At 64.8% G+C, this 26,886-nt stretch carries 22 protein-coding genes; 9 read left to right on the top strand and 13 right to left on the bottom strand.

Annotation, left to right across the window (positions count from 1 at the left end):
• Positions 1-5: 5 nt before the first annotated feature.
• The 3 genes from KDB76_RS17265 to KDB76_RS17255 form a co-directional block, all read right to left on the bottom strand.
• Positions 6-1,013: a FecR family protein gene (locus KDB76_RS17265; protein ID WP_024087268.1), complete on the bottom strand. Its 1,008-nt coding sequence runs from the start codon at positions 1,011-1,013 to the stop codon at positions 6-8.
• A gap of 289 nt (positions 1,014-1,302) precedes the next feature.
• A complete protein-coding gene (locus KDB76_RS17260; RefSeq protein WP_038409754.1) occupies positions 1,303-3,072 on the bottom strand; it encodes an acyl-CoA dehydrogenase C-terminal domain-containing protein in 1,770 nt (589 codons plus the stop codon).
• A 135-nt stretch (positions 3,073-3,207) separates the two neighbouring features.
• Positions 3,208-4,830 (bottom strand): acyl-CoA synthetase, encoded by a 1,623-nt coding sequence (locus tag KDB76_RS17255; RefSeq protein ID WP_038409753.1) that lies wholly within the window; start codon positions 4,828-4,830, stop codon positions 3,208-3,210.
• A gap of 194 nt (positions 4,831-5,024) precedes the next feature.
• Here KDB76_RS17255 and KDB76_RS17250 point away from each other — a divergent pair, with 194 nt between their 5' ends.
• From KDB76_RS17250 to KDB76_RS17230, 5 genes are all read left to right on the top strand, one after another.
• Positions 5,025-6,431 (top strand): ATP-binding protein, encoded by a 1,407-nt coding sequence (locus KDB76_RS17250; RefSeq protein WP_024087266.1) that lies wholly within the window; start codon positions 5,025-5,027, stop codon positions 6,429-6,431.
• Positions 6,432-6,437: 6 nt separating this feature from the next.
• Positions 6,438-7,076: a response regulator gene (locus KDB76_RS17245; protein WP_013972945.1), complete on the top strand. Its 639-nt coding sequence runs from the start codon at positions 6,438-6,440 to the stop codon at positions 7,074-7,076.
• A 299-nt stretch (positions 7,077-7,375) separates the two neighbouring features.
• A complete protein-coding gene (locus tag KDB76_RS17240) occupies positions 7,376-7,849 on the top strand; it encodes a MarR family transcriptional regulator (protein WP_013972944.1) in 474 nt (157 codons plus the stop codon).
• Between the two features lie 30 nt (positions 7,850-7,879).
• A complete protein-coding gene (locus KDB76_RS17235; RefSeq protein WP_024087263.1) occupies positions 7,880-9,073 on the top strand; it encodes an HlyD family efflux transporter periplasmic adaptor subunit in 1,194 nt (397 codons plus the stop codon).
• Positions 9,070-10,605 (top strand): DHA2 family efflux MFS transporter permease subunit, encoded by a 1,536-nt coding sequence (locus tag KDB76_RS17230; protein ID WP_013972942.1) that lies wholly within the window; start codon positions 9,070-9,072, stop codon positions 10,603-10,605. The genes KDB76_RS17235 and KDB76_RS17230 overlap by 4 nt, the downstream gene beginning before the upstream one ends.
• Before the next feature lie 42 nt (positions 10,606-10,647).
• Here KDB76_RS17230 and KDB76_RS17225 read toward each other — a convergent pair whose 3' ends face one another.
• Positions 10,648-11,598 (bottom strand): RnfABCDGE type electron transport complex subunit D, encoded by a 951-nt coding sequence (locus KDB76_RS17225; protein ID WP_013972941.1) that lies wholly within the window; start codon positions 11,596-11,598, stop codon positions 10,648-10,650.
• On the bottom strand, positions 11,595-12,995 hold the full coding sequence (gene rsxC, locus KDB76_RS17220) for an electron transport complex subunit RsxC (RefSeq protein ID WP_038409751.1): 1,401 nt from the start codon (positions 12,993-12,995) through the stop codon (positions 11,595-11,597). The genes KDB76_RS17225 and rsxC overlap by 4 nt, the downstream gene beginning before the upstream one ends.
• 250 nt (positions 12,996-13,245) lie before the next feature.
• Between rsxC and KDB76_RS17215 the strand changes: the two genes are divergently transcribed.
• Entirely contained in the window at positions 13,246-14,262 is a 1,017-nt protein-coding gene (locus tag KDB76_RS17215) for an FAD:protein FMN transferase (protein WP_049870822.1), read from the top strand.
• Positions 14,263-14,338: 76 nt separating this feature from the next.
• On the top strand, positions 14,339-15,085 hold the full coding sequence (locus KDB76_RS17210) for an SDR family oxidoreductase (protein WP_013972938.1): 747 nt from the start codon (positions 14,339-14,341) through the stop codon (positions 15,083-15,085).
• A 9-nt stretch (positions 15,086-15,094) separates the two neighbouring features.
• On the opposite strand, the gene KDB76_RS17205 is transcribed toward KDB76_RS17210, so the two are convergent.
• The 5 genes from KDB76_RS17205 to KDB76_RS17185 form a co-directional block, all read right to left on the bottom strand.
• A complete protein-coding gene (locus KDB76_RS17205; RefSeq protein ID WP_013972937.1) occupies positions 15,095-16,789 on the bottom strand; it encodes a response regulator in 1,695 nt (564 codons plus the stop codon).
• Between the two features lie 63 nt (positions 16,790-16,852).
• Positions 16,853-18,508 carry a PAS domain-containing sensor histidine kinase gene (locus KDB76_RS17200; protein ID WP_038409748.1) on the bottom strand — a complete coding sequence of 552 codons (1,656 nt, stop codon included), beginning with the start codon at positions 18,506-18,508 and terminating at the stop codon, positions 16,853-16,855.
• Positions 18,509-18,565: 57 nt separating this feature from the next.
• The gene (gene mapR / locus KDB76_RS17195; protein WP_013972935.1) at positions 18,566-19,975 is read right to left on the bottom strand and encodes a GntR family transcriptional regulator MpaR; all 1,410 of its coding nucleotides are present in this window, start codon (positions 19,973-19,975) and stop codon (positions 18,566-18,568) included.
• Positions 19,976-20,025: 50 nt separating this feature from the next.
• Positions 20,026-21,429: a cytochrome c oxidase accessory protein CcoG gene (gene ccoG / locus KDB76_RS17190; protein ID WP_013972934.1), complete on the bottom strand. Its 1,404-nt coding sequence runs from the start codon at positions 21,427-21,429 to the stop codon at positions 20,026-20,028.
• A gap of 121 nt (positions 21,430-21,550) precedes the next feature.
• Positions 21,551-21,790: a DUF3203 family protein gene (locus KDB76_RS17185; RefSeq protein WP_013972933.1), complete on the bottom strand. Its 240-nt coding sequence runs from the start codon at positions 21,788-21,790 to the stop codon at positions 21,551-21,553.
• A 232-nt stretch (positions 21,791-22,022) separates the two neighbouring features.
• Here KDB76_RS17185 and KDB76_RS17180 point away from each other — a divergent pair, with 232 nt between their 5' ends.
• The gene (locus KDB76_RS17180) at positions 22,023-22,541 is read left to right on the top strand and encodes an MgtC/SapB family protein (protein ID WP_038409747.1); all 519 of its coding nucleotides are present in this window, start codon (positions 22,023-22,025) and stop codon (positions 22,539-22,541) included.
• A gap of 531 nt (positions 22,542-23,072) precedes the next feature.
• Here the strand turns inward: KDB76_RS17180 and KDB76_RS17175 are convergent.
• The 3 genes from KDB76_RS17175 to KDB76_RS17165 all read right to left on the bottom strand — a co-directional run bounded on the left by KDB76_RS17175 (position 23,073) and on the right by KDB76_RS17165 (position 25,468).
• Positions 23,073-23,972: a hydroxymethylglutaryl-CoA lyase gene (locus KDB76_RS17175; protein ID WP_015270649.1), complete on the bottom strand. Its 900-nt coding sequence runs from the start codon at positions 23,970-23,972 to the stop codon at positions 23,073-23,075.
• Between the two features lie 19 nt (positions 23,973-23,991).
• Entirely contained in the window at positions 23,992-24,390 is a 399-nt protein-coding gene (locus tag KDB76_RS17170) for a MerR family DNA-binding transcriptional regulator (RefSeq protein WP_013972930.1), read from the bottom strand.
• 199 nt (positions 24,391-24,589) lie between these two features.
• On the bottom strand, positions 24,590-25,468 hold the full coding sequence (locus tag KDB76_RS17165) for a helix-turn-helix domain-containing protein (protein ID WP_038409746.1): 879 nt from the start codon (positions 25,466-25,468) through the stop codon (positions 24,590-24,592).
• 172 nt (positions 25,469-25,640) lie between these two features.
• Between KDB76_RS17165 and pobA the strand changes: the two genes are divergently transcribed.
• Positions 25,641-26,828: a 4-hydroxybenzoate 3-monooxygenase gene (gene pobA, locus KDB76_RS17160; protein WP_038409745.1), complete on the top strand. Its 1,188-nt coding sequence runs from the start codon at positions 25,641-25,643 to the stop codon at positions 26,826-26,828.
• The last annotated feature ends 58 nt before the right edge of the window (positions 26,829-26,886 follow it).

Here is a 26,886-nt window from a genome sequence, read left to right as displayed (position 1 = left end):
GGGCGTCAGCCCTTGTCGGGCGGTGGCGAGATGCGGTTGAGCACGGTGCTGCCGTCCTTGCTGCGGGTCAGGTAGACCGGCAGCACCTTGGGCAGGTTGTTGACCAGGCGCCCCACCTCACGGGTGTTGTAGATACCGCTGATGCGGATGCGGCCGGTGCTGGCGTCGGCCAGCAGCAGCGGTGCGTCGAGGTAGCGGTTGATTATCGGCAGGGCCTGTTCCAGGCTCAGGTTGTCGAGCACCAGCTTGCCGTCGCGCCAGGCCAGGCTGTTGCCGTAGTCCTCGCTCTGCTCCAGTTGCGGCTCGAAGTCGCCCTTGTGATAGCTGGCCTGCATACCAGGGCCCAGGCGGTAGCCACCGGTGCTGCCGTCGCTGGATACCAGTACCGAACCTTCCACCAGGGTGACCTTGACCTGGTCCTGGTACTTCCACACGTTGAACTGGGTGCCGGTGACGCGGGTCTGGCCACGACCGGCATGCACGATGAACGGGTGGCTGCTGTCGTGCTGCACCTTGAAGAACGCCTCGCCACGCTTGAGCGTGACCTGGCGCTGGTCCTTGTAGTTGAGGTAGGTGAGCTCGGTGTTGAGGTTGAGCTGCACCGTGCTGCCGTCGCTTAGCTGCACGGTCTGCATGTGCGCGCCGGCTTCGAAGTGCTGGTAGCGATTGGGCAGCCAGCCTTGTTCCCAGCCCACCCAGCCGGCCAGCGGCAGCACTGCCAGGGCGATCGCGGCGGCGGATGCCAGCGGCCGCCAGTTGCGCTGGCGCGCAGCCTTTTGCAGCGGCGGGTTGAAGTCGATGACGGTGGCATTGCGCGGCAGCAGGTCGGCGGTTTGCCAGATTTCCAGCATCGCCTGGTATTCCTCGGCATGCCGCGGGTCGGCCGCCAGCCAGCGGGCGAACGCCTCGCGCTCGGCCACCGAGCAATCTTCGGCGTGCAGGCGCATGCACCAGTGCGCGGCGGCGTCGGTGATGGCATCGTCTGGGCTGGAATTGAGGCGGTCGTGGTTCATTGCGGCTCCGGGTTTTGCGCATTCTACCCTTGTGGGAGGGCTCCCGAGAACCGAGGTAATGGCGAATGACTATCAGTTGTGCCGGTTTTCGTCGGATTGGTGATGGTTTTTCAGCGTTTGAGAACCCTTCGCGCAGGTAAATTCAGGCTGAAATCGTTGGGGCTGCTGCGCAGCCCTTTCGCGACACAAGGCCGCTCCCACAGGTGCAGCGCTGCCCGATGGGTTGGTGGGATGCCTGTGGGAGCGGCCTTGTGTCGCGAAAGGGGCGCACAGCGCCCCCAGCGGCTCATCAGAACTGCTCCGCCTCCAAACCATAAAGGCTGCCACTACCCGCCCGGATACTGGCCTCCAGCCCCAACCCGCGCGGCAAGACCCGCTGGAAGAAGAACTCCGCACACGCAAGCTTGGCCCCATGAAACGCGGCATCCTCGTCACGCCTGGCCAACGCCACCGCCGCCATCCGCGCCCACATGTAGGCGTACGCAGTCAGCCCGAACAGCTGCAGGTATTCCACCGCCACCGCGCTGACCAGGTTTGCATCCTCGCCGGCCCGCGCCCGCAGCCAGGCGCTGGTCGCTTCCAGCCGCGCCAGGCTCGCTTGCAGGGCTTCACGGTGCAGCGGCGCATCAACGCTGAAGGCCCGCACCTCGGCGGCAAAGCCGGCCAGCGCCTGGCCACCGTCGGCCAGCACCTTGCGCCCGAGCAGGTCGAGGGCCTGGATGCCGTTGGTGCCTTCATAGATCTGCGCGATGCGCACATCGCGCACCCGCTGCTCCTGGCCCCATTCGCGAATGTAGCCATGGCCGCCATACACCTGCTGGCCGAGCACACAGCTTTCCAGGCCGTTGTCGGTGAAGAACGCCTTGGCCACCGGCGTCAGCAGCGCCACCAGGCGTTGCGCATGTTCGCGCTCGCCGGCGTCTTCGGCGTAGCGTGCCAGGTCCAGCTGCTGGCCGACGTAGGCGGCAAACGCCCGGCCACCTTCGGTGAGGGTGCGCATGGTCAGCAACATGCGCCGCACATCGCCATGGTGAATGATCGGGTCGGCAACCTTGTCCTGTGCCTGCGGGCCGCTGGCGGCGCGGCTTTGCAGGCGCTCGTTGGCGTAGCGGGCGGCGCTCTGGTAGGACGCCTCGGCACAACCGATGCCCTGGATGCCGATGGACAGGCGCTCGTAGTTCATCATGGTGAACATCGCCGCCAGGCCCTTGTTCGGCTCGCCGACCAGGTAGCCGACGGCACCATCGAAGTTCATCACACAGGTGGCCGAGGCCTTGATGCCCATCTTGTGTTCGATCGAGCCGCAATGGGCGGCGTTGCGCGCCCCCAGGCGGCCATCGGCCTCGACCAGGTACTTGGGCACCAGGAACAGCGAGATGCCCTTGGCGCCGGTGGGCGCATCCGGCAGCTTGGCCAGCACCAGGTGGACGATGTTCTCGGTCAGGTCCTGTTCGCCGCCGGTGATGAAGATCTTGCTGCCGCTGATGCGATAGCTGCCATCGGCCTGGGGCTCGGCGCGGCTGCGGATCAGCCCAAGGTCGGTGCCGGCATGGGGTTCGGTGAGGCACATGGTGCCAGCCCAGCGGCCTTCGTACAGGGGCGGCAGGTAGGTGGCCTTGAGTGTTTCGCTGGCGTGGGCATCGATCGCCAGGCAGCTGCCGGCGCTCAATGCCGAATACAGGCTGAAGCTGCAGTCGGCGGCGTAGAGCATTTCTTCGAACAGCACACCGAGCATTTTCGGCATGCCCATGCCGCCATGTTCAGGATTGCCGCCGAGGCCGACCCAACCGCCTTCACGGTAGGTGTGCCAGGCCTCGCGGAAGCCGTCGGGTGTAGTGACTTCACCAGCGGCGAAGCGCACGCCTTGCTCGTCACCGTTGCGGCTGAGCGGGGCAATCAGCTGGCCGGTGACTTTGGCTGCTTCCTCGAGGATGGCATCGGCGGTATCGGCGTCGATGCGCTCGGCCAGGGCGGGCAGGCGGGCCCACAGGGCCGGGGCGTTGAACACGTCATGCAGGACGAAGCGCATGTCGCGCAGGGGGGCGGAGTAGGTAGTCATCGGTAGCTCTTGAGAAGTGGGAAATCTGGGCTGGCCTCTTCGCGGGTAAACCCGCTCCCACAGGGATCGCGCCAAACCTGAGCACATTGCTGTACCTGTGGGAGCGGGTTTACCCGCGAAGAGGCCGCTACGGGTTCAGAGGGCTTTGGCCCGGTCGCGCAGCACGTACTTCTGGATCTTGCCGGTGGAGGTCTTGGGCAGTTCGCCGAACACCACGGTCTTCGGCACCTTGAACCCGGCCAGGTGCTCGCGGCACCAGCTGGTGATGTCGGCTTCGCGGGTGTCTTCGCGGCCCGGCTTGAGCGCAACGAAGGCGCACGGGGTTTCTCCCCACTTTTCATCCGGGCGTGCCACCACCGCGGCCTCCAGCACCGCCGGGTGCTTGTACAGGGCGTCTTCGACCTCGATGGTGGAAATGTTCTCGCCACCGGAAATGATGATGTCCTTGAGCCGGTCCTTGATCTCGACATAGCCGTCGGTATGCCACACAGCCAGGTCACCGGTATGGAACCAGCCGCCACGGAAGGCTTCGGCGGTAGCCTCGGGGTTCTTCAGGTAGCCCTTCATCACCGTGTTGCCACGCATGAAGATCTCGCCCAGGGTGTTGCCGTCGCGCGGTACCGGCTCGAGGGTTTGCGGGTCGGCGACCATCAGGCCGTCGAGGGTCGGGTAGCGCACGCCCTGGCGGGACTTGATCCGTGCCCGCTCTTCCAGCGACAGGTCATCCCATTCGTCATGCCAGGCACACACGGTCACCGGGCCGTAGACTTCGGTCAGGCCGTAGGTGTGGGTGACCTGGATGCCCATCTCTTCCACGGCGCCGATGACCTTGGCGGGTGGCGCGGCGCCGGCGACCATGGCCTGCACCGGGTGCTCGATGGCCGCCTTGGCCGCCTCGGGCATGTTGACCAGGGCGTTGAGCACGATCGGCGCGCCGCACAGGTGGCTGACCCGGTGCTCGCGGATCAGGGTCAGGATCTTCTGCGGGTCGACCCGGCGCAGGAACACATGGGTGCCGGCCAGCGCGGTGATGGTCCATGGGTAGCACCAGCCATTGCAGTGGAACATCGGCAGGGTCCACAGGTACACCGGGCGATGGCCCATGCCCCAGACCATCTGGTTGCCCAGGGCGTTCAGGTAAGCGCCACGGTGGTGGTAGACCACGCCCTTGGGGTTGCCGGTGGTGCCGGAGGTGTAGTTGAGCGAGATCGCCTGCCACTCGTCATCGGGCCATTCCCAGGCAAAGTCCGGGTCGCCTTCGGCTAGGAACGCTTCATAATCCAGTTCGCTGACCGCACGGCCTTCGCCGTACTCCGGGTCATCCACATCCACCACCAATGGCGGGTGCTCGACCAAGGCCAGGGCCGCCTCGATGACGGTGTGGAACTCGCGGTCGGTGATCAGCACCTTGGCCTCGCCATGCTGCAGCATGAAGGCGATGGCCTCGGCGTCCAGGCGTACGTTCAGGGTATTGAGCACGGCACCGGTCATGGGCACGCCAAAATGGGCTTCGAGCATGGCCGGAATGTTGGGCAACATCACCGCCACGGTGTCGCCACGGCCGATGCCCCGGCCCACCAACGCGCTGGCCAGGCGCCGACAGCGTTGGTAGGTCTGCTGCCAGTTACGGCGGATGGCACCGTGGATCACCGCCGGATAATCGCCATATACGGCAGCGGTGCGTTCGATGAAACTCAGCGGGGTGAGGGCGACATGGTTGACGGCAGCGGGCATCAGGCCCTGGGCATAGATCGACATGCGGTAATCCTGTAGAGGAGGCAGGCACAACCTGTGCGCTTGACCCCCGGTGGCTGATTGTTAGCTCTGTTCAGGGTGCAGGGAGGCGGACGGTGGGCCGCTCCCCTTGTCGCAGTTTTACGCGAGTCGCTATGGTATTAGGAATATCGACTATAGCAATATAGTAAAACTACTATAACAACGAGCCGCCTACCGTGGACAACACTGCCTATCCCTTGCTCGCCAAGGACCCGCAACCCAGCCTGATGCTGGCCGGCGACGCCAGGCCGCTGGCACTCAACCCGGCGCTGCAGGCCTGGGTCGATGAAGGCCCGGCACTGGCCAGCTGGCTGCCGGGCAACTGCGCCGCCCTGGTGCGCGCCTGCCTGCGCCAGCGCCGGGCGATCGCCGATGTCGAGGTGCAGGTTGGTGAACGCATCGTGCTGTGGAGCTTCATCCCTGACGACCAGGGCCAGCAGGTGCTGGCGCGTGGCCGCGACGCCAGCGACGAGCGCCATGGCGCCCGCGAGGCCAGCCGCGCCCGGCGCCTGTACCGGCTGATCATCGAGAACACCACCGACCTGATCTCTCGGCACAGCCCCGACGGCCGTTTCCTCGATGCCTCGCCGGCGGCATTCCGCCTGCTAGGCCTGTGGCCCGAGCAGCTGCGCGGCATGGCCGTGCATACCCTGCTGCACCCGCGCGAGCGCCGCCAGGTGCTGCGCCAGGCCGCCGCCGCCCTGGACCAGGACGGCTACCACACCATGACCTGCCGGGTGCGCCAGGCCGCAGGCGGCTACCGCTGGTTCGAAATCGCCAGCCGGGCCATCCGTGAAACCTACACCGGCGCGGTGGTGGAGGTGGTCAGCGTGTCCCGCGACATCACCCTGCGCATCGAGGCCCAGGAAAGCCTGGCGCACAGTGCCCGGCTGGCCACCTTGGGCGAGCTGGCTTCGGGCATTGCCCACGAGATCAACCAGCCTTTGGCCGCGGTGGTCAACTATGCCAACGCCAGCCAGCGTTACCTGCAGGGCCTGGAGCGCGACCCGCAGGCCCGCGAGCGGGTGGGGCAGGGCCTGCTGCGCATCAGCGAACAGGCCACCCATGCCGCCGAAGTGATCCGCCGCCTGCGCGCCTTCCTGCGCAAGGGGCCGCGCCGCCTGCAGGCGCTGGACGTGGCCGAGGTGGCTGGCGAAGCCATGCGCCTGTGCGCCTGGGAAGCTGCGCGTGACCAGGTGGTGGTCGAGTTGCGCATGAGCGCGCAGCTGCCCTTGGTGTATGCCGACCGGGTACTGCTGGAGCAGGTGCTGTTGAACCTGTTGCGCAACGCCATCGATGCCAACCGCGAGCAGCATGGCGAGCGGCCGTCACGTATCCTGCTGGGCGCTGCGCGCGATGGTGATGGCGTGCTGGTCGAGGTGGCCGACCAGGGCCCGGGCGTGGCGCCCGAGCGCCTGGATGAAATCTTCACGCCGTTCACCACCAGCAAGGCCGACGGCCTGGGCCTGGGCCTGAGCATGAGCCGCAGCCTGATCGAAGGTTTTGGCGGTAGCCTGTGGGCGCGAGCCGGTGACAATGGCGGACTGGTACTGTGCTGCCGCCTGGCGGTCAGCAGGGGGTAAGGGGAGATGGCGGTGCAAGCGAAAGTGTATGTGGTCGATGACGACCAAGGTATGCGGGATTCGACGGTTTGGCTGTTGCAGTCGGTGGGTTTGCAGGCCTTGCCGTTCGCCGGCGGGCAGGCGTTTCTCGACGCCTGCGTCGACGATGGGCCGGCCTGTGTGCTGCTGGATGTGCGCATGCCGGGGCTGGGCGGGTTGGCGGTGCAGCAGGCGATGCGCGAGCGTGGCCTGGGTTTGCCGGTGATCTTCGTCAGCGGCCATGCCGATGTGCCGATCGTGGTGCGGGCATTCAAGGCCGGCGCCTGCGACTTCATCGAGAAACCCTACAACGACCAGTTGCTGCTCGACAGCGTGCAGGCCGCGTTGGAAAGCGCCGGGCGGGCACGCCAGGACGACCAGGCGCTGGCCCGGGTGCAGGCGCGCATCGATGGCCTGACCCCACGCGAGCGCGACGTGTTCGTGCCGTTGGCCCAAGGGTTGAGCAACCGCGAGATTGCCGAACGGCTGGGCGTCAGCGTGAAGACGGTGGACCTGTACCGGGGGCGGGTGATGAAGCGGTTGCAGGCCGATAGCCTGGCGGAGTTGGTGGGCATGGCCATTGCCTGCGGGGCGGTGGAGGCACTGGGCCTGCGATTGCGGCAGTGACAGCAGTCACAGTTCCCTGTGGGAGATGACCCAGCCCTTTGGGCTGCGTTGTCGCGTAGATAACTGAAATCGCAAGCAGTCCGCGTACCCTGTGGGAGCGGCTTCAGCCGCGAAGAATCCAATGCGGTGCATGGCACCGGCTGCGCCGGTGTTCGCGGCTAAAGCCGCTCCCACAAGAGCCTCCCTCGGCAGGCGAGAGAAGGGGAACATCATGAAATTTTCCATAGCAACCTAATCAAAGCTTTGACATTCACTGCCTAGGCAGTAATATTTCTACACAATTACCCGAGCAGCCTCCAATGGCCCATTTCTCCCCTGAAAACTTCCAGACCTGCGCCATCGGCATGCTGCTTGGCCGGGCGGCGATCCTGAAGGACCGCACTCTCGACTGGCACCTCGAATCCGAAGGCGTCACCGCCGCGCAGTTCAAGGTGCTGATCATCGTCACCCAGTACCAGGTGGACACCCCGGCCGAGCTGTGCCGGTACCTGGGCCTGGACAGCGGATCGATGACCCGCATGCTCGACCGCCTCGAGCAGAAGGAACTGATCGTGCGCAACCGTTGCGCCGACGACCGTCGCCAGGTGCGCCTGGCGCTTACCGCCGATGGCCAGCGCCTGGCTGACCGCCTGCCGGAAATCGGCGCGGCGGCCATGAACGAGCTGTGCGGCGTGCTGGCACCCGAAGAGCTCGCGACCCTGGAAGGCCTGCTGGCCAAGGTCCTGCTCGCTGCCGGCGACCCGTTGACGATCCGCCGCTTCGGCGATCGTTGATCCCTGTCACGAATTATCCAAGGTATTGCCATGGCCACTCCCGCAGACACCCCGACTCCCTCCGCCGCGCCCGAACCGTCGCGCAAGCGCAAGGCCTGGCTGCTTGGCCTGGTGTTGCTGCTGATCCTTGCCGGCGTCGGTGCCTGGGCCTGGTACAGCCTGGTCGGGCGCTGGCACGAAAGCACCGACGATGCCTACGTCAACGGCAACGTGGTAGAGATCACCCCGCTGGTCACCGGCACTGTCACCAGCATCGGTGCCGATGACGGCGACCTGGTCCACGCCGGCCAGGTATTGCTGCAATTCGACCCGGCCGACAGCCAGGTGGCCTTGCAGGCCGCCGAAGCCAGGCTGGCGCGCAGCGTGCGCCAGGTGCGCGGGTTGTACAGCAACGTCGACGCGCTCAAGGCCCAGCTGGAAACCCGCCAGGCCGAGCTGCGCAAGGCCCGCCAGGACTTCAACCGGCGCAAGGTACTGGCCGACAGCGGCGCGATAGCTGCGGAAGAATTGTCTCATGCCCGCGACGACCTGAGCGTGGCCGAGGCCGCCGTCAACCGTGCACGCCAGCAGCTCAGCACCAGCAGCGCACTGGTCGACGACACCGTGGTGTCCTCGCACCCCGAGGTGATGGCCGCCGCCGCCGACCTGCGCCAGGCCTACCTCGACCATGCCCGCACCACCCTGGTGGCACCGGTCACCGGCTACGTTGCCAAGCGTACCGTGCAGCTGGGCCAGCGCCTGCAACCGGGTACCGCGACCATGGCGGTGATCCCGCTGGACCAGGTGTGGATCGATGCCAACTTCAAGGAAACCCAGCTGCGCGACATGCGTATCGGCCAGCCGGTGCAGATCAGCGCCGACCTGTACGGCAGCGAGGTCAGGTACAGCGGCACGGTCGACAGCCTTGGCGCTGGTACCGGCAGCGCCTTCGCCCTGTTGCCGGCGCAGAATGCCACCGGTAACTGGATCAAGATCGTCCAGCGCGTGCCGGTACGCATCCACCTCAGCCCCGACCAGCTCAAGGACCACCCGCTGCGTATCGGGCTGTCCACCGTGGTCGAGGTCGACCTGCACGACCAGAGCGGCCCGACCTTGGCCCAACAGCCACCGCAGCAGGCCAGCTATATCACCCAGGTGTATGACCGCCAGCTGGTCGAAGCCGACAACCTGATCGCCCGGCTGATCCACGAAAACAGCGCAACCGGCAAGACGGCCCAGCGATGAGCAACAACGCTGCTGCCCAGTTCACGCCGCCGAGCCTGCTGCTGACCACCATCGGCCTGTCGCTGGCGACGTTCATGCAGGTGCTCGACACCACCATCGCCAACGTGGCCTTGCCGACCATTTCCGGCAACCTGGGGGTGAGCTACGAACAGGGCACCTGGGTCATCACCTCGTTCGCGGTGAGCAACGCCATCGCCTTGCCGCTCACCGGTTGGCTCAGCCGACGGTTTGGCGAGGTGAAGCTGTTCATCTGGGCCACGCTGCTGTTCGTGCTGGCCTCGTTCCTGTGCGGTATTGCCCAGTCGATGCCGGAGCTGGTCGGTTTTCGCGTGTTGCAGGGTGTGGTGGCCGGGCCGTTGTACCCGATGACCCAGACTTTGCTGATCGCCGTCTATCCCCCGGCCAAGCGCGGCATGGCCCTGGCGCTGCTGGCGATGGTCACGGTGGTGGCGCCGATTGCCGGGCCGATTCTCGGCGGCTGGATAACCGACAGCTACAGCTGGCCTTGGATCTTCTTCATCAACGTGCCCATCGGCCTGTTCGCCGCCGCCGTGGTCCGCCAGCAGATGCGCACCCGGCCGGTGGTCACCAGCCGCCAGCCGATGGACTACATCGGCCTGCTGACGCTGATCATCGGCGTTGGCGCCTTGCAGGTGGTGCTGGACAAAGGCAACGACCTGGACTGGTTCGAATCGTCGTTCATCATTGCCGGAAGCCTAGTCTCGCTGGTGTTCCTGGCGGTGTTCGTGATCTGGGAACTGACCGACCGTCACCCGGTGGTCAACCTGCGCCTGTTCGCGCACCGCAACTTCCGCGTGGGCACCATCGTGCTGGTAGGGGGCTATGCCGGGTTCTTCGGCATCAACCTGATCCTGCCTCAGTGGCTGCAGACGCAGATGGGCTATACCGCTACCTGGGCCGGCCTGGCGGTGGCGCCGATCGGCCTGTTGCCGGTGCTGATGTCGCCGTTCGTGGGCAAGTACGCCCACCGCTTCGACCTGCGTGTGCTGGCCGGGCTGGCGTTCCTGGCGATCGGCAGCAGCTGCTACATGCGTGCCGGGTTCACCAGCGAGGTGGACTTCCAGCATGTGGCGCTGGTGCAGTTGTTCATGGGTATTGGCGTTGCGCTGTTCTTCATGCCGACCTTGAGCATCCTGCTGTCCGACCTGCCACCGCAGCAGATCGCCGATGGCTCGGGCCTGGCGACCTTCCTGCGTACCTTGGGCGGCAGTTTCGCGGCGTCGCTGACCACCTGGATCTGGATTCGCCGGGCGGACCAGCACCATGCCTACCTGAGCGAGCACATCAGCCAGTTCGACCCGGCCACGCGACATACCCTGGAGCAGCTGGGCGGGGCCAGCCCGCAGAGCTATGCGCAGCTGGAGCAGATACTCAACGGGCAGGCGTACATGATGTCGACGGTGGACTACTTCACCCTGATGACCTGGGTGTTTGCCGGGTTGATCCTGCTGGTGTGGTTCGCCAAACCGCCCTTTACCGCCAAGGCGGGGCCGGCGTCGGCAGGGCACTGAGCCGGGCCAGAACAAGGCCCAGGCTCATTGCCAAATGCCATGTCAGGCACTCGCTGCTGCGTACCAGGGCCGCTGCATGCGCAGCACCAACCGGTCGATTTGCGGCACCAGCAGGTTGCCGGCCAGCACGGCGAAGCAGAGGCCATCGGCGTAAAGCCCGAACTCGCGAATCAGCTCGGTCAGCGTGCCGACGGTCACGCCGAAGAGGATGCGACCGGCGCGGGTATCGGGGCTGGTGACCGGATCGGTGGCGATGAAGAAGGCGGTGAAGAGATAGCCGCCGAGGCTGAGGTTGTAAACGGCTTCCTGCAGGCTGTGGCCGGCAGCCATGCACAGCAATACTGTGCTCGCGATCATCGCCAGCGGAATCTCGATGCGGATCACCCGCAGCGAAGCCAGCAGCAAACCGCCGGCAACGTAGCCGAACCCCGACAGATTGTGGGTGACATGGGTGAACTCGTTCTGCGCCAGTTGAGTGGCGCCGGCGAACGCATCGAGCTCCAGGCGTGGCACCAACTGTAGTTGTTGGAGCAGAACCGCCTTGGCGTCCAGGGTTGCGGTCCAGGGGGCATGGTTCGATGGCGCGGGGTACAGCTGCTGATAGAAGCAGATGGCAACGACCCCCAGGCCAACCATGGCAGGGTTGAGACGGTTGCGACCAAGGCCTCCACTGGCGTGCTTGCATAGTGCCAGAGCAGCAAAACTGGCCAGGGCGATCATCCACAACGGCACCATCAGCGGCAATGCCCGAGCCAGTATCAGGCCCAGCACCAGCCAGCTGAAGTCGCTCAAACCCTTGCGTACGTCATGCCCGCGCAGGCGCAGCAGGGCGGCTTCGAAGCCCAGGGCGAACAGCACGCACCAGAACACTTGCAACCAGACCACGACGCCGAATTGCCAGGCATACAGGACGGTGCCCGGCAGCAGGCACAGGACGACCAGCAGCATCACCGTGCGCAGCCGTTGCGGGATGGGGTGGCGTATCAGGCTCATGCGCGGACCTCCGTCTTGCTTTGGCGGAAGCGTTCGCGCAGCGGGATATTGCTTGGGCAGATGCTGCTGCAGCTGCCGCATTCGATGCAGGCATCCAGGCGCAGTTCCTGCAGGCTGGTCTTGTCCAGGCGCTCGGCGGCAGCGTAGAGGTCCAGCGGCCGCAGCGACATCGGGCAGACATCCACGCAGCGCGTGCAGCGAATGCAACTGCTGGCGGGGCGAGCAGCCGGCAGGTAGCGCTCGGCGCCGAAAATCAGGCAACTGCTGGTCTTGCTGACGAAGGCGTTGGCGTCCGGTAGCGGCTGCCCCATCATCGGGCCACCGACTTGGGTCAACTGCCCTGTGGGGGACGCGCCAGCAATCGCGCGCAGTTCGCTGACCGGGTAACCCACCGGCACCCGCACATTGCCGGGGCGCTCGCAGTCACCTGTCAGCGTCAGCACGCGGCTGGTCAGTGGTTCGTCCTGGAAGACTGCCCGGCCCAGCGCGTAGAGCGTTGCGACATTCAGGGCGAGGACGCCGATATCGGCGGGGCGGCTCCCCGGGGCCAGGTTGCGGCCACTGAGGCTCTTGATCATCAACGGCTGCCCACCTGCTGGGTAACGCTCCGGAAGTGGACAAATCTCGACCCGGGTGCGCGCCTGGCGTGCGGCGGCACGTAACGTGGCCATCGCCTCCGGTTTGTTGGTTTCGATGCCGAAACGGGTTGCCGTTATTCCCAGCAGCGCGGCGACATAGTCGGCGGCCTCGATCAACGCTTCGGCATTTTCACGCATGAGGCGGTCATCGCAGGTAAGGAAGGGCTCGCATTCGGCACCGTTGATCAGCAGCAGGTCGGGCTGCTGTGCGTCGGCCAGCTTGAGGGCCGTGGGGAAACCCGCACCACCAAGGCCGACTATGCCCATCTGCAATGCGCGCTCGACCAGCGCCTCTGGCGTTTGCGGCAGGCCCGGTGCCGGGCGTTCGAGCCACTCGTCCAGGCCATCTGCGTTCAGGATGACGGCCATGACTGGCTCGGCCGAGTCGGCCGCGAAGACGTGATCGATCCGGTCCACGATGCCGGAGGTACTGGCATGCACCCAAGCGGTGGTGTTGTCGCCAATACCGATCACTTCGCCCTTGCGCACATGCTGCCCCGGCTGCACGCAAGGCTGGACAAACCGCCGACCCCGCCCGAGCGGAATCGCCAGCTGGATTTTACCGACCACGACCGGGGCAACCGGCGTAGCGTTGGATAGTTCCTTGTATCCCCTGAGCTCGATCCCTCCGTGCCAACTACGCTGAGAGGATGAGGCGATGGCCAGCAGACGGCGCCAGAAAGGTTTCTGTTGCGGCTGACGCTGGGCGCGGATGCGGCTCTGCAGGCGTTCGACGCTCTGCAACGAATGGCTAGACATGTAATGTCCTCCAATTTTTGGGCAAAGAACGCCCCTGTGCGCTTATGCACATGGTTGTTTTATTGCTTCCGGGACGTTAAGCGGAAAGGGAGGGGGATGAATGATCACCCGCGCAGATCAGAGTGTTCGATGAGGAGTTTGTTCGGTTTTTGACCAGGTTTGCTGATGAACGGTAGGCCAATTGCCATCTCGCAACTCTGGTGAAATAGCCTGCGCCGCGAACGGGCGGCCAGAGTCTGCGAGGTGTCCAATGATGCGCGCAAGCCTGCTGGTGATGCTGGTGACGTTGCTGTATGGCTGCGGCGACAGGATTGAACGCTTTGGCGGGCCGACCATGGGGAGTACGTATTCGATCCAGTACGTACCCACTGCACAGACGCCCGATTCACGGCAAGTAAAGGCCGAAGTCGAGCTTGTTCTCCAGGCCCTCGACAAGCAGTTCTCCAACTGGCGCGGCGATTCCGTGGTTTCCCGCTTCAACAACCTGCCGGCCGGCGCCTGTCAGGCAGTGCCGCAAGAGATGCAGCAATTGCTGGTGTACGGTGTTTCTCTGTTCCGCCAGAGTGGCGGGGCTTTCGACCTGACGGTCTTGCCCTTGATGAACCTCTGGGGCTTCGGCCCACAGTCACGCGGCAGGCAGGTGCCGGATGCCAGCACGCTGGCGCGGGAGCAGGCACGGGTAGGCCTGCAGCACTTGCACCTGGATGGAGAAACGCTGTGCAAGGATGTGGCGGCGCAGCTGGATTTCGACAGCATGCTCGCCGGTTATGCAGTGGATCGGGTGGGTGACAGGCTTGCGGCCCTGGGTATCCAGGCCTATCTGGTCGAGATCACCGGCGAACTGAAGGGGGTTGGCCGCAAACCGGATGGCTCGCCCTGGCGCATCGCCCTCGAGGTACCTAGTGGTGGGGGCGAACAGCAAGTGGAGCGCGCCATCGCCCTGGATGGCTACGGCGTTGCCACCGCCGGCGATTACCGCAACTATTTCGAGGAAGGTGGCCAGCGTTATTCGCACACCTTCGATCCCCGTGTCGGCAGGCCGGTCAAGCACGCGCTGGCGGCAGTGTCGGTGGTCGACCCTTCGGTGTTGCGTGCCGATGCCCTGGACACACTGTTGATGGTGCTGGGCCCGGAGGAAGGCTATGCCTTCGCCGAGCGGAATGAAATCGCTGCCTACTTCATCATGCACCAGGGGCTGGGTTTCGTTGCGCGGGCGACGCCGCGGTTCGAGACGTTGTTTCCCGGGCAAGGCAAACCCACGCAGTAGCAGAAGGAAAGGTCATTCCCACGCGCTGCCTTTTCCCCTATTGTCGATGCTCCCTTTCCAAACGATTGGCAGACCCATGGAGCAAGTCATAGTCATCACCGGTGCCAGCCGCGGCATCGGCGCCGCCACGGCGCTGCTGGCCGCCCGTCAGGGCTACCGCATCTGCATCAACTACCACGCCGACGACCAGGCCGCCGAGGACATCCTCGGCCAGGTCCGAGCCCTGGGCGCCAAGGCCATCACCGTGCGCGCCGACGCCAGTGTCGAGGATGAGGTCATCCAGCTGTTCCAGCGCGTTGACGAAGAACTCGGCCCGGTCACCGCGCTGGTCAACAACGCAGGCACCATCGGCCAGCAAAGCCGGGTCGAGGACATGTCCGAATTCCGCCTGCTCAAGGTCATGAAGACCAACGTCGTCGGCCCCATGCTCTGCGCCAAGCACGCACTGAAGCGCATGGCACGCCGGTACGGCGGGCCGGGCGGGGCCATCGTCAACGTGTCGTCGGTGGCCGCCCGCCTGGGCTCGCCCAACGAATACGTGGACTATGCCGCTTCCAAGGGCGCCCTCGACACCTTCACCATTGGCCTGGCAAAGGAAGTGGCAGGCGAGGGCGTGCGGGTAAATGGTGTGCGGCCAGGCTATATCCATACCGGGTTCCACGCGCTGTCGGGCGACTCCGACCGGGTCAGCAAGCTCGAGCCCGGCTTGCCCATGGGCCGCGGCGGGCGCCCCGAGGAAGTGGCCGAGGCCATCCTCTGGCTGCTCTCGGACAAAGCCTCGTACTCCACCGGCAGCTTCATCGACCTGGGCGGCGGGCGCTGAGCGCGCCGGTCAATCCTCCAGCAGCGTGCGTACCCGTTCGGCCAGCACTGCCAGCTCGAACGGCTTGGTCAGCACCTGAGTGCCTTGCAGCAACTGGCCGTCACTGAGCGCCGCGCTTTCGTCGTAGCCGGTGATGAACAGTACCTTGAGGTCGGGGTGGCGCTCGCGGCAACGTTCAGCCAACTGGCGGCCATTCAGGCCGCCGGGCAGGCCGATATCGCTCAACAGCAGGTCTGGCCGCTCGCCAGCTTGCAGATGGGCGAGGGCAGCCGGGCCGTTCTCGAATGCATCGACCCGATAACCCAGTTCTTCCAGCACCTCGCAGACGACCACGCGCAAGGCGGCCTGGTCTTCGACCAGCAGGATACGCTGCGTGGCGCCGCTGCTTTTTTCCAGCAGTGTGTGCAGTGGCCTGGGTGCCGGGGCTTCGGGGTGCTGGTGGTGGCGGGGAAGCAGCAGCTCGATGCGGGTGCCTTCGCCAGGTGTCGACAACACCCGTAGCTGCCCGCCCGACTGGCGCACGAAACCATAAGTCATCGACAAGCCCAGCCCAGTGCCCTGGCCCATGGGCTTGGTGGTGAAGAACGGGTCGACGGCGCGCTCGGCCACCTCCGCCGACATGCCCTTGCCGTTGTCGCTGATGCTCAGCCGTACGTATTCGCCAGCTGGCAGTTCCAGTGCACGGGCTTGCTGGTCGTCGAGCAGCAGGTTGTCACCGAGGATATCGATCACGCCGCCGGCAGGCATGGCATCGCGGGCATTGATGCACACGTTGAGCAGGGCGCTTTCCAGTTGCGGCGGGTCGATGAAGGTCGGCCATAGCTGGCAGGGGAATTGGCTGGTCAGGGTGATGGAGGGGCCGATGGTGCGGCGCAGCAGCTCCTCCATGCCGCCCACCAGCGTGGCCACCTGCGTGGAGCAGGGCTGCAGGGTCTGCTGACGGGAAAATGCCAGCAGCCGGTGTACCAGCGAAGAGGCCCGCTGCGCCGAGCCGCTGGACAGCTTCAGCAATGGCTCCAGGGCGTCGAAACGGGATTGCTCCAGGCGTTGGCGCATCAGCTCCTGGGCACTGAGGATGCCGCCCAGCAGGTTGTTGAAGTCGTGGGCGATGCCGCCACTGAGCTGGCCGACCGCTTCCATCTTCTGTGCCTGGCGCAGGGCTTCCTCGGCCTTGGCCTGTTCTGCCAGTGCCGCATTCACCCGTTGTTCCAGTTCCTCGTTCAGGCGCTGCAGGGCCTGCTCTGCCCGTCGGCGTGCAGTGACGTCCTTGAACAGTACCGCCACCTGGCGCTTTTCGGCAGGCTCTACGCGGAAGGTGGTCACCGACAACACATGGCCGGTGGCGACCAGTTCCTGCTCGAAATGCAGCGGCTCGCCCGTGCGCAGCACCGCGCCATAACGGGCGACCCAATCGTCGGCCTCATCGGGCACCATCTCGCGCAGTTTCTGCCCGACCACGTTGGGGATGCCGGCATGCTTGGCATAGGCCGCATTGGCCAGCACATGCACATAGTCGCTCAGTGGGCCGTGCGGGCCGTCGAAGAACTCGATGATGCAGAAGCCTTCGTCCATGGTGTCGAAGAGCGAGCGGTAGAAGTCCTGATCGTGTTGCTGATGGCTTGCCAGGCGGGCTTCCAGCAGCGCGTTCTGTTGCTGCAGGGCTTCGACTTGTTGGCGCAGTGAAAGCAGGTCGCGGGAGGGCATGCCGACGTCCGACAGTGGATGAAGCCCAGACTTTAGCGTGTTCGGCAACAGGCGAATAGCCAGTCAACGCGGGTGTGACGCAATGCCCAACAGGCGCTCGATCCGTTCGCCGAGGGTGTTCAGGTCGAGGGGTTTGTGCAGCAGTTCGGTGCGCCTGCCGGGCCGGGCACAGTGCACCGTTTCGGCAGTCTCGTAGCCGGTAATCAGCAATACCGGGGCATCCGCCACAAGGTCCTGGCAGGCCTCTGCAAGCTGGTAACCGTCGAGTCGCCCAGGCAGGCCGACATCGGTGATCAGCAGGTCCGGTGGCGGCCCTTTCTGCAACGATTCCAGAGCCCGGTGGCCACTCTCGAAAGCCTGCACCTGATAGCCCAGTTCCGTCAGCACTTCGACCAGTACCAGGCGCAGGGCCGGTTGGTCCGCCACCAGCATGATCCGGTGCATCCGCGGCTGCAACGTCGCGGTGGCGGATGTGGCTGGCTCGCCGTGGCCGGTTGCGCAAGCGCTCTGGTCACGGGGCAGGTACAGGTGAACGCAAGTGCCTTGCCCGGTGACGCTGTCGATCAGCAACTGCCCCCCGGACTGGCGAACAAAACCATAGGCCATGGACAATCCCAAGCCAGTGCCCTGGCCCAGCGGCTTGGTGGTGAAGAAGGGCTCGAAAGCGTGTTGCAGCACCTCACTGGGCATGCCCACGCCGGTGTCCTCGACACGAATGTGCAGATAGTGCCCCGTCGGCAGGTCCAGGCGCTTGGCCTCGGCCGCTGCGAGATCGGCGTTTTCACAACCGATGCGCAAGGTGCCGCCCAGCGGCATGGCGTCACGGGCATTGATGCACAGGTTGAGCAGAGCGTTCTCCAGCTGCTGCGGATCGATGCGGATCGACCATTGCGCGGCCAGCGTGCGGTCCTGGAAGTCAATGTGCGGGCCGGTCGAGCTGCGGATCAGGTCATGCATGTCGGCGACCAGGCGGTGCACATCCACCGCTTGTGGCATCAGCGTCTGTTGGCGCGAAAAGGCCAGCAACCGCTGCACCAGGGCTGCGGCGCGCATTGCGTTGCTGCGGCCGAGCCCGAGCATGCGGGCGGTGTCGGCAAGGCGTTGCTCGCCCAGGCGCTGCTCTGCAAGCTCCAGCGCGCCAAGCAGGCTACCCAGCAAGTTGTTGAAGTCGTGGGCGATGCCGCCGGTCAACTGGCCGACCGCCTCCATTTTCTGCGACTGGCGCAGGGCCTCTTCGGCCTGGCGCAGGCGTTCCTGCTCGGCCATGCGCTCGGTGATGTCATAGGCGAACAGGTACCCGCCCTGGACTTGCTGTTGTGCATCGAGCAATGGGTGATAGCGGATTTCGTAATGGCGGGGGGCATCGGAGGGGCCGAGTGAGATAGTGTCGATGAAGGCTTCGCCGGCCAGCACGCGTGGCCACACCGGTGCCAGGCGGCCCATGATGTCAGGGTGGTTGAGCAGAATTTGTGGCACGTAATCGCCGATCTGCGGCACGAAGCCCCGGTAATGCTCGAAGGTTTCCCGGGCCGTGCGGTTGATCGCGACCAGGCGCTTCTCGCTGTCGGCGGCAAACACGTTGGCCCGGCTGTTGTCGAGCAGTTCGCCCAGTAGCTGGATGTGGGCCTGTGCAGTGTCGTCGCGCTCTGCCAGGCGAGCTTCCAGTTCTGCGACACGCGCTTGCAGTTGTGCCAATGACGGGAGCGAGTCTGCTTGCATGGCGAGGGCCCGGTGAGCGGATCGGGCAACTATAGCCGCCCACCGGGGCGCCAGTCATCAGAACGAGCGGATGATCCGCCCCAGGGTTTCCATGGCCCGTTCGGCATCCTCATGCCAGGGGCTGCCGTAGTTCAGGCGGATGCAGTTGCCGAAGCGCCGGGTGGGCGAGAAGATCGGCCCGGGGGCGATGCTGATGCCTTGGGCCAAGGCCATGTGGAACAGCTTGAGGGCGTCCATCTGTTCGGGCAGCTCCAGCCACAGGAAGTAGCCGCCGGACGGTTGGCTGACCCGCGTCTGCGCCGGAAAGTGCCGGGCGATGGCCGCCAGCATGTTGGCCTGCTGGCCTTCCAGGGCATAGCGCAGCTTGCGCAGGTGGCGGTCGTAGCCGCCGTGCTGCAGGTAGTCGGCGATGGCCGCCTGCGCCGGCATCGAGGCGCACAGCGAGGTCATCAGCTTGAGCCGCTCGATCTTCTGTGCAAAGCGCCCGGCTGCCACCCAGCCGATGCGGTAGCCAGGTGCCAGGCTCTTGGCGAACGAGCCGCAGTGCATCACCAGCCCCTGGGTGTCGAAGGCCTTGGCCGGTTTGGGTGCCTGTTGCGCGTAGTACAGTTCGGCGTACACGTCGTCTTCGATCAATGGCACCTGATGACGCGCCAGCAGCTCCACCAGTGCCTGCTTTTTCGCCTCCGGCATGCTGGCGCCCACCGGGTTCTGGAAGTTGGTCATGCACCACACGGCCTTGACCGGGTGTTTCTCCAGCGTTTGCGCCAGCACGCCCAGATCCATGCCTTCGCGCGGGTGCACAGGAATTTCCACGGCCTTTAGCTTGAGACGCTCCAGTACCTGCAGGCAGGCATAGAAGGCGGGGGCTTCGATGGCCACCAGGTCACCGGGCTGGGTGACGGCCTGCAGGCACAGGTTCAGGGCTTCCAGCGCGCCGTTGGTGATCAGCAACTCCTCCATTGGCAGCATCAGCCCGCCAACCATGTAGCGCAGGGCAATCTGCCGGCGCAGCTGCGGGTTGCCGGGTGACAGGTCGGTCACCACCATGCGCGGGTCCATGCTGCGGCTGGCGCTGGCCAGCGAGCGCGACAGGCGTTGCAGCGGAAACAGCTCGGGGCTGGGAAAGGCCGAGCCGAACGGCACGGTGTTGGGGTCCTTGATCGAGTCGAGGATCGAGAACACCAGCGCGCTGACGTCGACATCGGTGGACTCGCTGACCGGCTGCAATGCCTGCGGCTCGCTGAACTGGCGCGGGGCGTGGGCATTGACGAAATAGCCCGAGCGCGGCCGGGCGCGGATCAGCCCGCGCCGCTCCAGCAGGTAGTAGGCCTGGAACACGGTGGACGGGCTGACCCCGTGGGTCTGGCTGGCATAGCGCACCGAGGGCACGCGCTGGCCGGGGCCCAGCACCCCGGAGCGGATCAGTTCGGCGATGTCGTCGGCAAAGCGTTCGTAGCGTTTCATTCTGGCCTTCTGTCGAAGCCTGGCAGGCAAGGTGGAATCAGTGTAAGGGATCAACGGTTCATCGGCGCGACGAAGCGGCTGTGGGCCACGCTGCGGATGGCGGGGTCGTCGCGCTCGCTGATTTCGAAGCTCAGCGTCTGCGAGCTGCTGGCCGGGCGCTCGGCGAGCATCGCCACCGACACCGGCAGTTCACTCATTTCACCGGCCGGGATCACGAAGGAGGTCTTGCCCTGCAGGCTGAAGCCGTCGGCGTCCAGCAGGCGCAGCTCATAGTGCCGGGTGCTTTCGGTCTTGTTGATGACCTTGAGCAGGTAGATGTTCTCGATCTGGCCCTGGGCATTCTCGCGGAACAGGCCGCGGTCCTTGATCACGTCCAGCGACACCATCGGGCGCAGCTGCAAGGCCACCACCAGTGCCGCGATCATCACCCAAAGCGCGGCGGCGTAGCCCAGCAGGCGCGGGCGAAGCCAATGGGTGGTGCCACCTTGCAGGCTGCGTTCGGACTTGTAGCCGATCAGGCCACGGGCGTAGCCCATCTTGTCCATTACCCCGTCACAGGCATCGATGCACGCCGCACAACCGATGCACGCCATTTGCAGGCCGTCGCGGATATCGATGCCGGTGGGGCACACCTGCACGCACAAGGTGCAGTCGATGCAGTCGCCCAGGCCCTGGGCGCGGAGGTCACTGCCTTTCTTGCGCGGGCCACGGGCTTCGCCGCGACGCGGGTCATAGGCGACCGCCAGGGTGTCCTTGTCGAACATCACGCTCTGGAAGCGTGCATAAGGGCACATGTGCAGGCACACCGCTTCGCGCAGCAGGCCGGCATTGATGTAGGTGGCGGCGGTAAAGAACAGCACCCAGAACAGCGCCACGCCGTCCAGTTGCAAGGTGAACAGTTCCGCGGCCAGTGGGCGGATCGGGGTGAAGTAGCCGACGAAGGTCAGCCCGGTGAGCACGCCAATGGCCAGCCACAGGCTGTGCTTCAGCGTGCGACGGGCCAGTTTGCTCAGGCTCCAGGGCGCGGCGGCCAGCTTGATGCGCTGGTTGCGGTCGCCTTCGGTGACCTTCTCGCACCACATGAACAGCCAGGTCCAGGTGCTCTGCGGGCAGCTGTAGCCGCACCACACGCGGCCGGCATATACGGTGATGGCGAACAGGCCGAAGGCGCAGATGATCAGCAGCGCCGACAGCAGGATGAAGTCCTGCGGCCAGAAGGTGGCGCCGAAGATGTGGAATTTGCTGTTGCCCAGGTCCCACAGCACGGCCTGGCGGCCGTTCCAGTTCAGCCAGGCGGTGCCGAAGAACAGCACGAACAGGGCGCCGGCGAAGCCGATGCGCAGGTTGCGGTACAGCCCGGTGAAGCTGCGGGTATGGATGCCATTGTCGGCGCGGCGTGGCTGGGGGCTGGCTGGGGCGGTGGCGATCTCTGTAAAAGGGATTCTATCGTTCATGGCTCGGTGCTCATCAGGCCTCGATCAGGCATGAGCACTATGGCCCTGAGGCTGTTATCAGCACAGGCTCAGATTTTGCGATAAAAACCGTATCAGATTTCCCGGCGGGCCCCGCCAGGCCTCAGATTACCGAGCCTGGCGTGCTGGCCTTCAGATGCCTGCGGCTATCCACCGCACCCGCCACGGTCAGTGCATCGGCCTCGGCTTCGGTGATGGGCACACGCTGGCCGGCGAGCAGGGCCACGGACATGCGCAGCTGTTCGTCGGTGACGATTTCGATGGACGGGCCATCACCCTCGATGCGCAGGTCTTCGGCGATCAGGGTGCAGCGGCGGGTGGTTTCGTCGATTTCAATGGGCATGGGGTGGTCCTCCTGGGGGTTACAGGGGTGGACCACAGGGCGGGGCGGGTTGCTGCATCCGGAAGCTGAGCGGCACTTTGTCATTTACCCGGAGGTCAACCCTTGCAGATGGCAGGCCCGGCCTCTTCGCGGGTAAACCCGCTCCCACAGGGTTTGCACAGGTTTCAATGCAGTGCAGTACCCGCGAAGAGGCCGAACCTGACAACACAATGCTCCACATGGGAAGAAAGCAATGGACCTCATCTGGCAAGCAATCCAGGCCGAATTCGCCGATATCACCGACGAGCGCGAGGTCACGCAAATCCTCGTACGCCTGCTGATGGCAGCCCTGCTTGGCGCTGTGCTGGGCTTCGAGCGCGAGCACAAGGGCAAGGCCGCCGGGGTGCGTACGCATATGCTGGTTTCGCTGGGCGCCGCGCTGTTCGTGCTGGCACCGAGCATGGCCGGGGCCGACGAGCAAGCGCTGAGCCGGGTGATCCAGGGCATTGTCGCCGGTATCGGTTTTCTGGGTGCGGGCACCATTCTCAAGGGTAACGGCCAGGACGCCAGCCATGTGAAGGGCCTGACCACTGCCGCCGGGTTGTGGATGACCGCCGCCATCGGTACGGCAGCCGGCATGGGCCGCGAAGCCACGGCGTTGATCAGCACGATACTGGCCCTGCTGGTGCTGGGCACGATGCCGTTGCTGGTGGACAAGCTCGAAGGGCATGATGAGGGAAAGCAGGAGGAGGAAGAGGGCAGGAAGCACTGAGGGGAGCCGAAGCTCCCCTCAAAGCGTTGTTGCCTGCTCTTTTTTTATTATTGGGACCGGCCTGTTTTTGTTTTTGTCAGCCTGTCCTGGTGTTGCGGGCGACCCCCATGCGGGGTCAAGAGCAAACGTATTTTTTTGAGCGCTGACCTGCTTTCATCATTGCTGATCCGAACTGGCTGCCGCTACCTGGAGGTAGTTTTATTGTTCTGTGCCAGACCGCGGGGCGTACCCCTGAAAAGCGTGTCGACTCCAAAAAAATCTGCTTGCTACGCCTCTGCCGTGTTGTTCTTGTTATGTCAGAGCCGTTACCTGTTGTTTTTATTGGGTGTCACATTTTTTTTGTTGTTGTACCAGAGATATAGCAGGGTGCGTGCCAACTTTTGAAAACCCTTTAAAATCAAGCACTTGGTGATTTCGGTCGAAATCGACCGGCCTGAAATTCTGCCGATTTGTTTCCCTGTTACCCGATTTTTTGCTGCAAAACGTGGGGGCGGTAACACTCCACCCACACCAATGTGACACCTGTATGACCTATTGCGCGCTGCGCGCCCGTGCTACCCGCGACCCATTGTCGCGGCCCAGCACGCTGCTGATGCGGCGGCCGGCGGCGATCAGTCGGTCCAGGTCGATGCCGGTTTCAATGCCCAGCCCCTGCAGCAGGTACACCACGTCTTCACTGGCGATATTGCCGGTAGCGCCTTTGGCATAGGGGCAGCCGCCCAGCCCGGCCACCGAGCTGTCGAACACGCTGATGCCTTCGAGCAGGCTGGCATACACGTTGGCCAGGGCCTGGCCATAGGTATCGTGGAAGTGCCCGGCCAGTTGCTCGCGCGGTACCTGTGCCGCGACCACCTCGAACAGGCGCCGGGTCTCGCCGGCGGTACCGGTGCCGATGGTGTCACCCAGCGATACCTCGTAGCAGCCCATGTCGTGCAGGGCACGGGCCACCGGGGCGACCTGCTCGGCGCTGACCTTGCCTTCATAGGGGCAGCCGAGCACGCACGACACATAGCCGCGCACGCGCACACCGTGGTTGCGCGCGGCTTCCATGATCGGCTCGAAGCGCTTGAGGCTGTCGCTGATCGAGCAATTGATGTTGCGTTGCGAGAAGGCTTCGGAGGCGGCGGCGAACACCGCCACTTCCTTCACGCCGGCGGCCAGTGCGTCCTCGAAACCGCGCAGGTTGGGGGCAAGCGCCGCATAGGTGACACCCGGGCGCTGGTGGATGCCGGCGAATACTTCGGCGGAGCCGGCCATCTGCGGTACCCACTTGGGCGAGACGAAACTGCCCACTTCGATATAGGCCAGGCCCGCTTCGGTGAGGTCGTCCACCAGGCGCACCTTGTCGGCGACGCTGATGGGCTGGGCTTCGTTCTGCAGGCCGTCGCGGGGGCCTACTTCGACCAGGCGGACGTGTTTGGGCAAGGACATGGCGGGTTTCCTGTGGCGTTCAGCGGTTGTCTTTGTTGTTCAGGGTGGCGGCCAGGGCTTGTTCGCAGCGCTCCTGGGCGGTGTCCAGCTCCAGCTGCATCTGGTGGATGTCGAGCATCTGCTGTTCCAGCTGGGCGCGGCGCTCGGCGATTTTCGCCAGCATGCTGTTGAGCTGCTTGAGGTTGCCGCTGGAGGGGTCGTACAGCTCGATCAGCTCGCGGCATTCGGCCAGCGAAAAGCCGATGCGCTTGCCGCGCAGGATGAGTTTCAAACTGACTTTGTCACGCGCCGAATAGATACGCTCCAGGCCACGGCGCTCGGGGCTCAGCAGGCCCTGTTCCTCATAGAAGCGGATGGCGCGGGTGGTGATGTCCAGTTCGCGGGACAGGTCGGAAATGCTGTAGGTCTGGGTGCTCATGCTGGGGCTCGGCGTGGGGTATGCGGGTATCCTGAGGGCAGGTTGACGTATACGTCAAGCAGGGGCGCGGGATGTGTGTTGCCTGTGCAGGCCTCTTCGCGGGTAAACCCGCTCCCACAGGAACTGCACAGGCCTTGAGGGCACCGCCGTCCCTGTGGGAGCGGGTTCACCCGCGAAGAGGCCAGAACAGGCGAAAAATTTACTCAGACAACCCCGACCTGCGATACCCATTCGGCGTCTGCCCAGTCAACCGCTTGAACCACCGGGCAAAATACGTCGGGTCGGTAAACCCCAGGCTATCCGACAACTGCCCGATGCTCATCCGCGTATAGATCAGGTTGCGCCGAGCCTCCAGCAGCAACCGCTGGTGCACCACCTGCAGCGCGGTCTGCCCACTCAGTGCCCGGCACAGCTGGTTCAACTGCAGACTCGGAATATTCAACCGCGCGGCAAAATCCTCCACCGACAGGTGCTCACGGTAATGCGCCTCGACCAGGCGCAGGTACTGCCCCAGCAAGTGGCGGTCACGTTCATCGCGGTTGCGCGGTGCCTGCACCAGCTGCTGGCGGCGGCTGATCCACACCATCAGCGCCGTCACCAGTGCTTCGAGCAAGGCCGCCCGCGCCGGGGCGTTGCCCTGGTACTCCTGCTGCAAGGTGTCGATCAGGCTGCGCAGATGCACCCGGTCCCGGCCCAGCGGGTAACACGCCGCCTTCGCCAATACCACCAGCGGCGCGCCCAGGCGCTGCTCCAGGTTTGCCACCAGTGCCGTGCCAAAGGTCAGCACATGCCCCTGGATATCGGCGCTGAAGCGAAAGCCGTGCACGGTCATCGGCGGTACCACCTGGATTGCCGCTTCGCTGATGGCGCTGCGCACCCCCTCGATCTCCACTTCGGCCCGGCCGCGTTGCACATACAGCAACTGGAACAGCTCGGCGTGCTGGTGCGGCTTGATTTCCCAGTGATGCAAACGGCTACGCGCCGGGATCGACTCGCAGTGCAGCAGGTCGGTGCCGGGCCAGGCCTGGTTTTCGCCGTACAGCTTGAACAAGGGGACGCCGGGGAGGGTGGATTTCATGCTGGCAGGCCTGTCCGTTAATCGAACGCTTTTTGTAAAAGTGCAGGTTATGCATGGAATAGCACACTTCAATGGCTGTTTTTGCCAGTAAAAATGCAAAGGCAAACCCTAACAGCAGATGCCGCACCACTGCCAGTCCAGGGCCGGCATCGTCCGCACAGAGACAACAACAATGAAAACTCAGGTCGCAATTATTGGTGCAGGTCCGTCTGGCCTGCTGCTGGGCCAACTGCTGCACAAGGCCGGTATCGATACCGTCATCGTCGAACGCCAGAAGCCCGAATACGTGCTTGGCCGCATCCGTGCCGGGGTGCTGGAGCAAGGCACGGTCGACCTGCTGCGTGAAGCCGGTGTGGCCGAGCGCATGGACCGTGAAGGCCTGGTACATGAGGGTGTCGAACTGCTGGTCGGCGGGCGCCGCCAACGCCTGGACCTCAAGGCCCTGACCGGTGGCAAGACGGTGATGGTATACGGCCAGACCGAAGTCACCCGTGACCTGATGCAGGCACGTGAAGCCAGCGGTGCGCCGATCATCTATTCGGCAGGCAATGTCCAGCCGCACGAACTCAAGGGCGAACGGCCCTACCTGACCTACGAAAAAGACGGCCAGGTGCACCGCGTGGACTGCGACTACATTGCCGGTTGTGACGGCTTCCACGGTGTCTCGCGGCAAAGCATCCCCGAGGGCATCCTCAAGCAGTACGAGCGGGTCTACCCGTTTGGCTGGCTGGGCATGCTGTCAGACACGCCACCGGTCAACCACGAACTTATCTACGCCCACCACGAACGCGGTTTCGTGCTGTGCAGCCAGCGTTCGCACACCCGTAGCCGCTACTACCTGCAGGTGCCGCTGGACGAGCAGGTGGAGGCGTGGCCCGACGAGCGCTTCTGGGCGGAGCTGAAGGCACGCTTGCCCGAAGACGTGGCTGCGCGCCTGGTCACCGGCCCGGCCCTGGAGAAGAGCATCGCGCCGCTGCGCAGCCTGGTGGTCGAGCCGATGCAGTATGGCCACCTGTTCCTGGTCGGTGACGCCGCACATATCGTCCCGCCGACCGGCGCCAAGGGCCTGAACTTGGCGGCATCGGATGTCAACTACCTGTACCGGATCCTGGTCAAGGTGTATCGCGAAGGGCGCACCGACCTGTTGCAGCAGTATTCGCCGCTGGCCCTGCGCCGAGTGTGGAAAGGCGAGCGCTTCAGCTGGTTCATGACCCAGCTGCTGCATGACTTCGGCAGCCACAAGGACGCCTGGGACCAGAAGATGCAGGAAGCCGACCGCGAGTACTTCCTGACCTCGCCGGCGGGGCTGGTGAACATTGCCGAGAACTATGTAGGGCTGCCGTTCGAAGAAGTGGCCTGACCTGTAGGAGCGGCCTTGTGTCGCGAAAGGGGTGCGAAGCGCCCCCAGGGTCTTCGCA

It is taken from the genome of Pseudomonas sp. JS425, from assembly GCF_018223845.1.
Taxonomy (GTDB): domain Bacteria; phylum Pseudomonadota; class Gammaproteobacteria; order Pseudomonadales; family Pseudomonadaceae; genus Aquipseudomonas; species Aquipseudomonas asiatica.
The sequence above is the reverse complement of the archived record's forward strand: the minus strand, read 5'-3'. Positions and strand labels throughout refer to the sequence as shown.

Bases quoted from the DNA above. Each gene is read 5' to 3' on its own strand.
- KDB76_RS17265 (WP_024087268.1), bottom strand. From the start codon at position 1,013: ATGAACCACGACCGCCTCAATTCCAGCCCAGACGATGCCATCACCGAC.
- KDB76_RS17260 (WP_038409754.1), bottom strand. From the start codon at position 3,072: ATGACTACCTACTCCGCCCCCCTGCGCGACATGCGCTTCGTCCTGCAT.
- KDB76_RS17255 (WP_038409753.1), bottom strand. From the start codon at position 4,830: ATGTCGATCTATGCCCAGGGCCTGATGCCCGCTGCCGTCAACCATGTC.
- KDB76_RS17245 (WP_013972945.1), top strand. From the start codon at position 6,438: ATGGCGGTGCAAGCGAAAGTGTATGTGGTCGATGACGACCAAGGTATG.
- KDB76_RS17240 (WP_013972944.1), top strand. From the start codon at position 7,376: ATGGCCCATTTCTCCCCTGAAAACTTCCAGACCTGCGCCATCGGCATG.
- KDB76_RS17235 (WP_024087263.1), top strand. From the start codon at position 7,880: ATGGCCACTCCCGCAGACACCCCGACTCCCTCCGCCGCGCCCGAACCG.
- KDB76_RS17230 (WP_013972942.1), top strand. From the start codon at position 9,070: ATGAGCAACAACGCTGCTGCCCAGTTCACGCCGCCGAGCCTGCTGCTG.
- KDB76_RS17225 (WP_013972941.1), bottom strand. From the start codon at position 11,598: ATGAGCCTGATACGCCACCCCATCCCGCAACGGCTGCGCACGGTGATG.
- rsxC (WP_038409751.1), bottom strand. From the start codon at position 12,995: ATGTCTAGCCATTCGTTGCAGAGCGTCGAACGCCTGCAGAGCCGCATC.
- KDB76_RS17215 (WP_049870822.1), top strand. From the start codon at position 13,246: ATGATGCGCGCAAGCCTGCTGGTGATGCTGGTGACGTTGCTGTATGGC.
- KDB76_RS17210 (WP_013972938.1), top strand. From the start codon at position 14,339: ATGGAGCAAGTCATAGTCATCACCGGTGCCAGCCGCGGCATCGGCGCC.
- KDB76_RS17205 (WP_013972937.1), bottom strand. From the start codon at position 16,789: ATGCCCTCCCGCGACCTGCTTTCACTGCGCCAACAAGTCGAAGCCCTG.
- KDB76_RS17200 (WP_038409748.1), bottom strand. From the start codon at position 18,508: ATGCAAGCAGACTCGCTCCCGTCATTGGCACAACTGCAAGCGCGTGTC.
- mapR (WP_013972935.1), bottom strand. From the start codon at position 19,975: ATGAAACGCTACGAACGCTTTGCCGACGACATCGCCGAACTGATCCGC.
- ccoG (WP_013972934.1), bottom strand. From the start codon at position 21,429: ATGAACGATAGAATCCCTTTTACAGAGATCGCCACCGCCCCAGCCAGC.
- KDB76_RS17185 (WP_013972933.1), bottom strand. From the start codon at position 21,790: ATGCCCATTGAAATCGACGAAACCACCCGCCGCTGCACCCTGATCGCC.
- KDB76_RS17180 (WP_038409747.1), top strand. From the start codon at position 22,023: ATGGACCTCATCTGGCAAGCAATCCAGGCCGAATTCGCCGATATCACC.
- KDB76_RS17175 (WP_015270649.1), bottom strand. From the start codon at position 23,972: ATGTCCTTGCCCAAACACGTCCGCCTGGTCGAAGTAGGCCCCCGCGAC.
- KDB76_RS17170 (WP_013972930.1), bottom strand. From the start codon at position 24,390: ATGAGCACCCAGACCTACAGCATTTCCGACCTGTCCCGCGAACTGGAC.
- KDB76_RS17165 (WP_038409746.1), bottom strand. From the start codon at position 25,468: ATGAAATCCACCCTCCCCGGCGTCCCCTTGTTCAAGCTGTACGGCGAA.
- pobA (WP_038409745.1), top strand. From the start codon at position 25,641: ATGAAAACTCAGGTCGCAATTATTGGTGCAGGTCCGTCTGGCCTGCTG.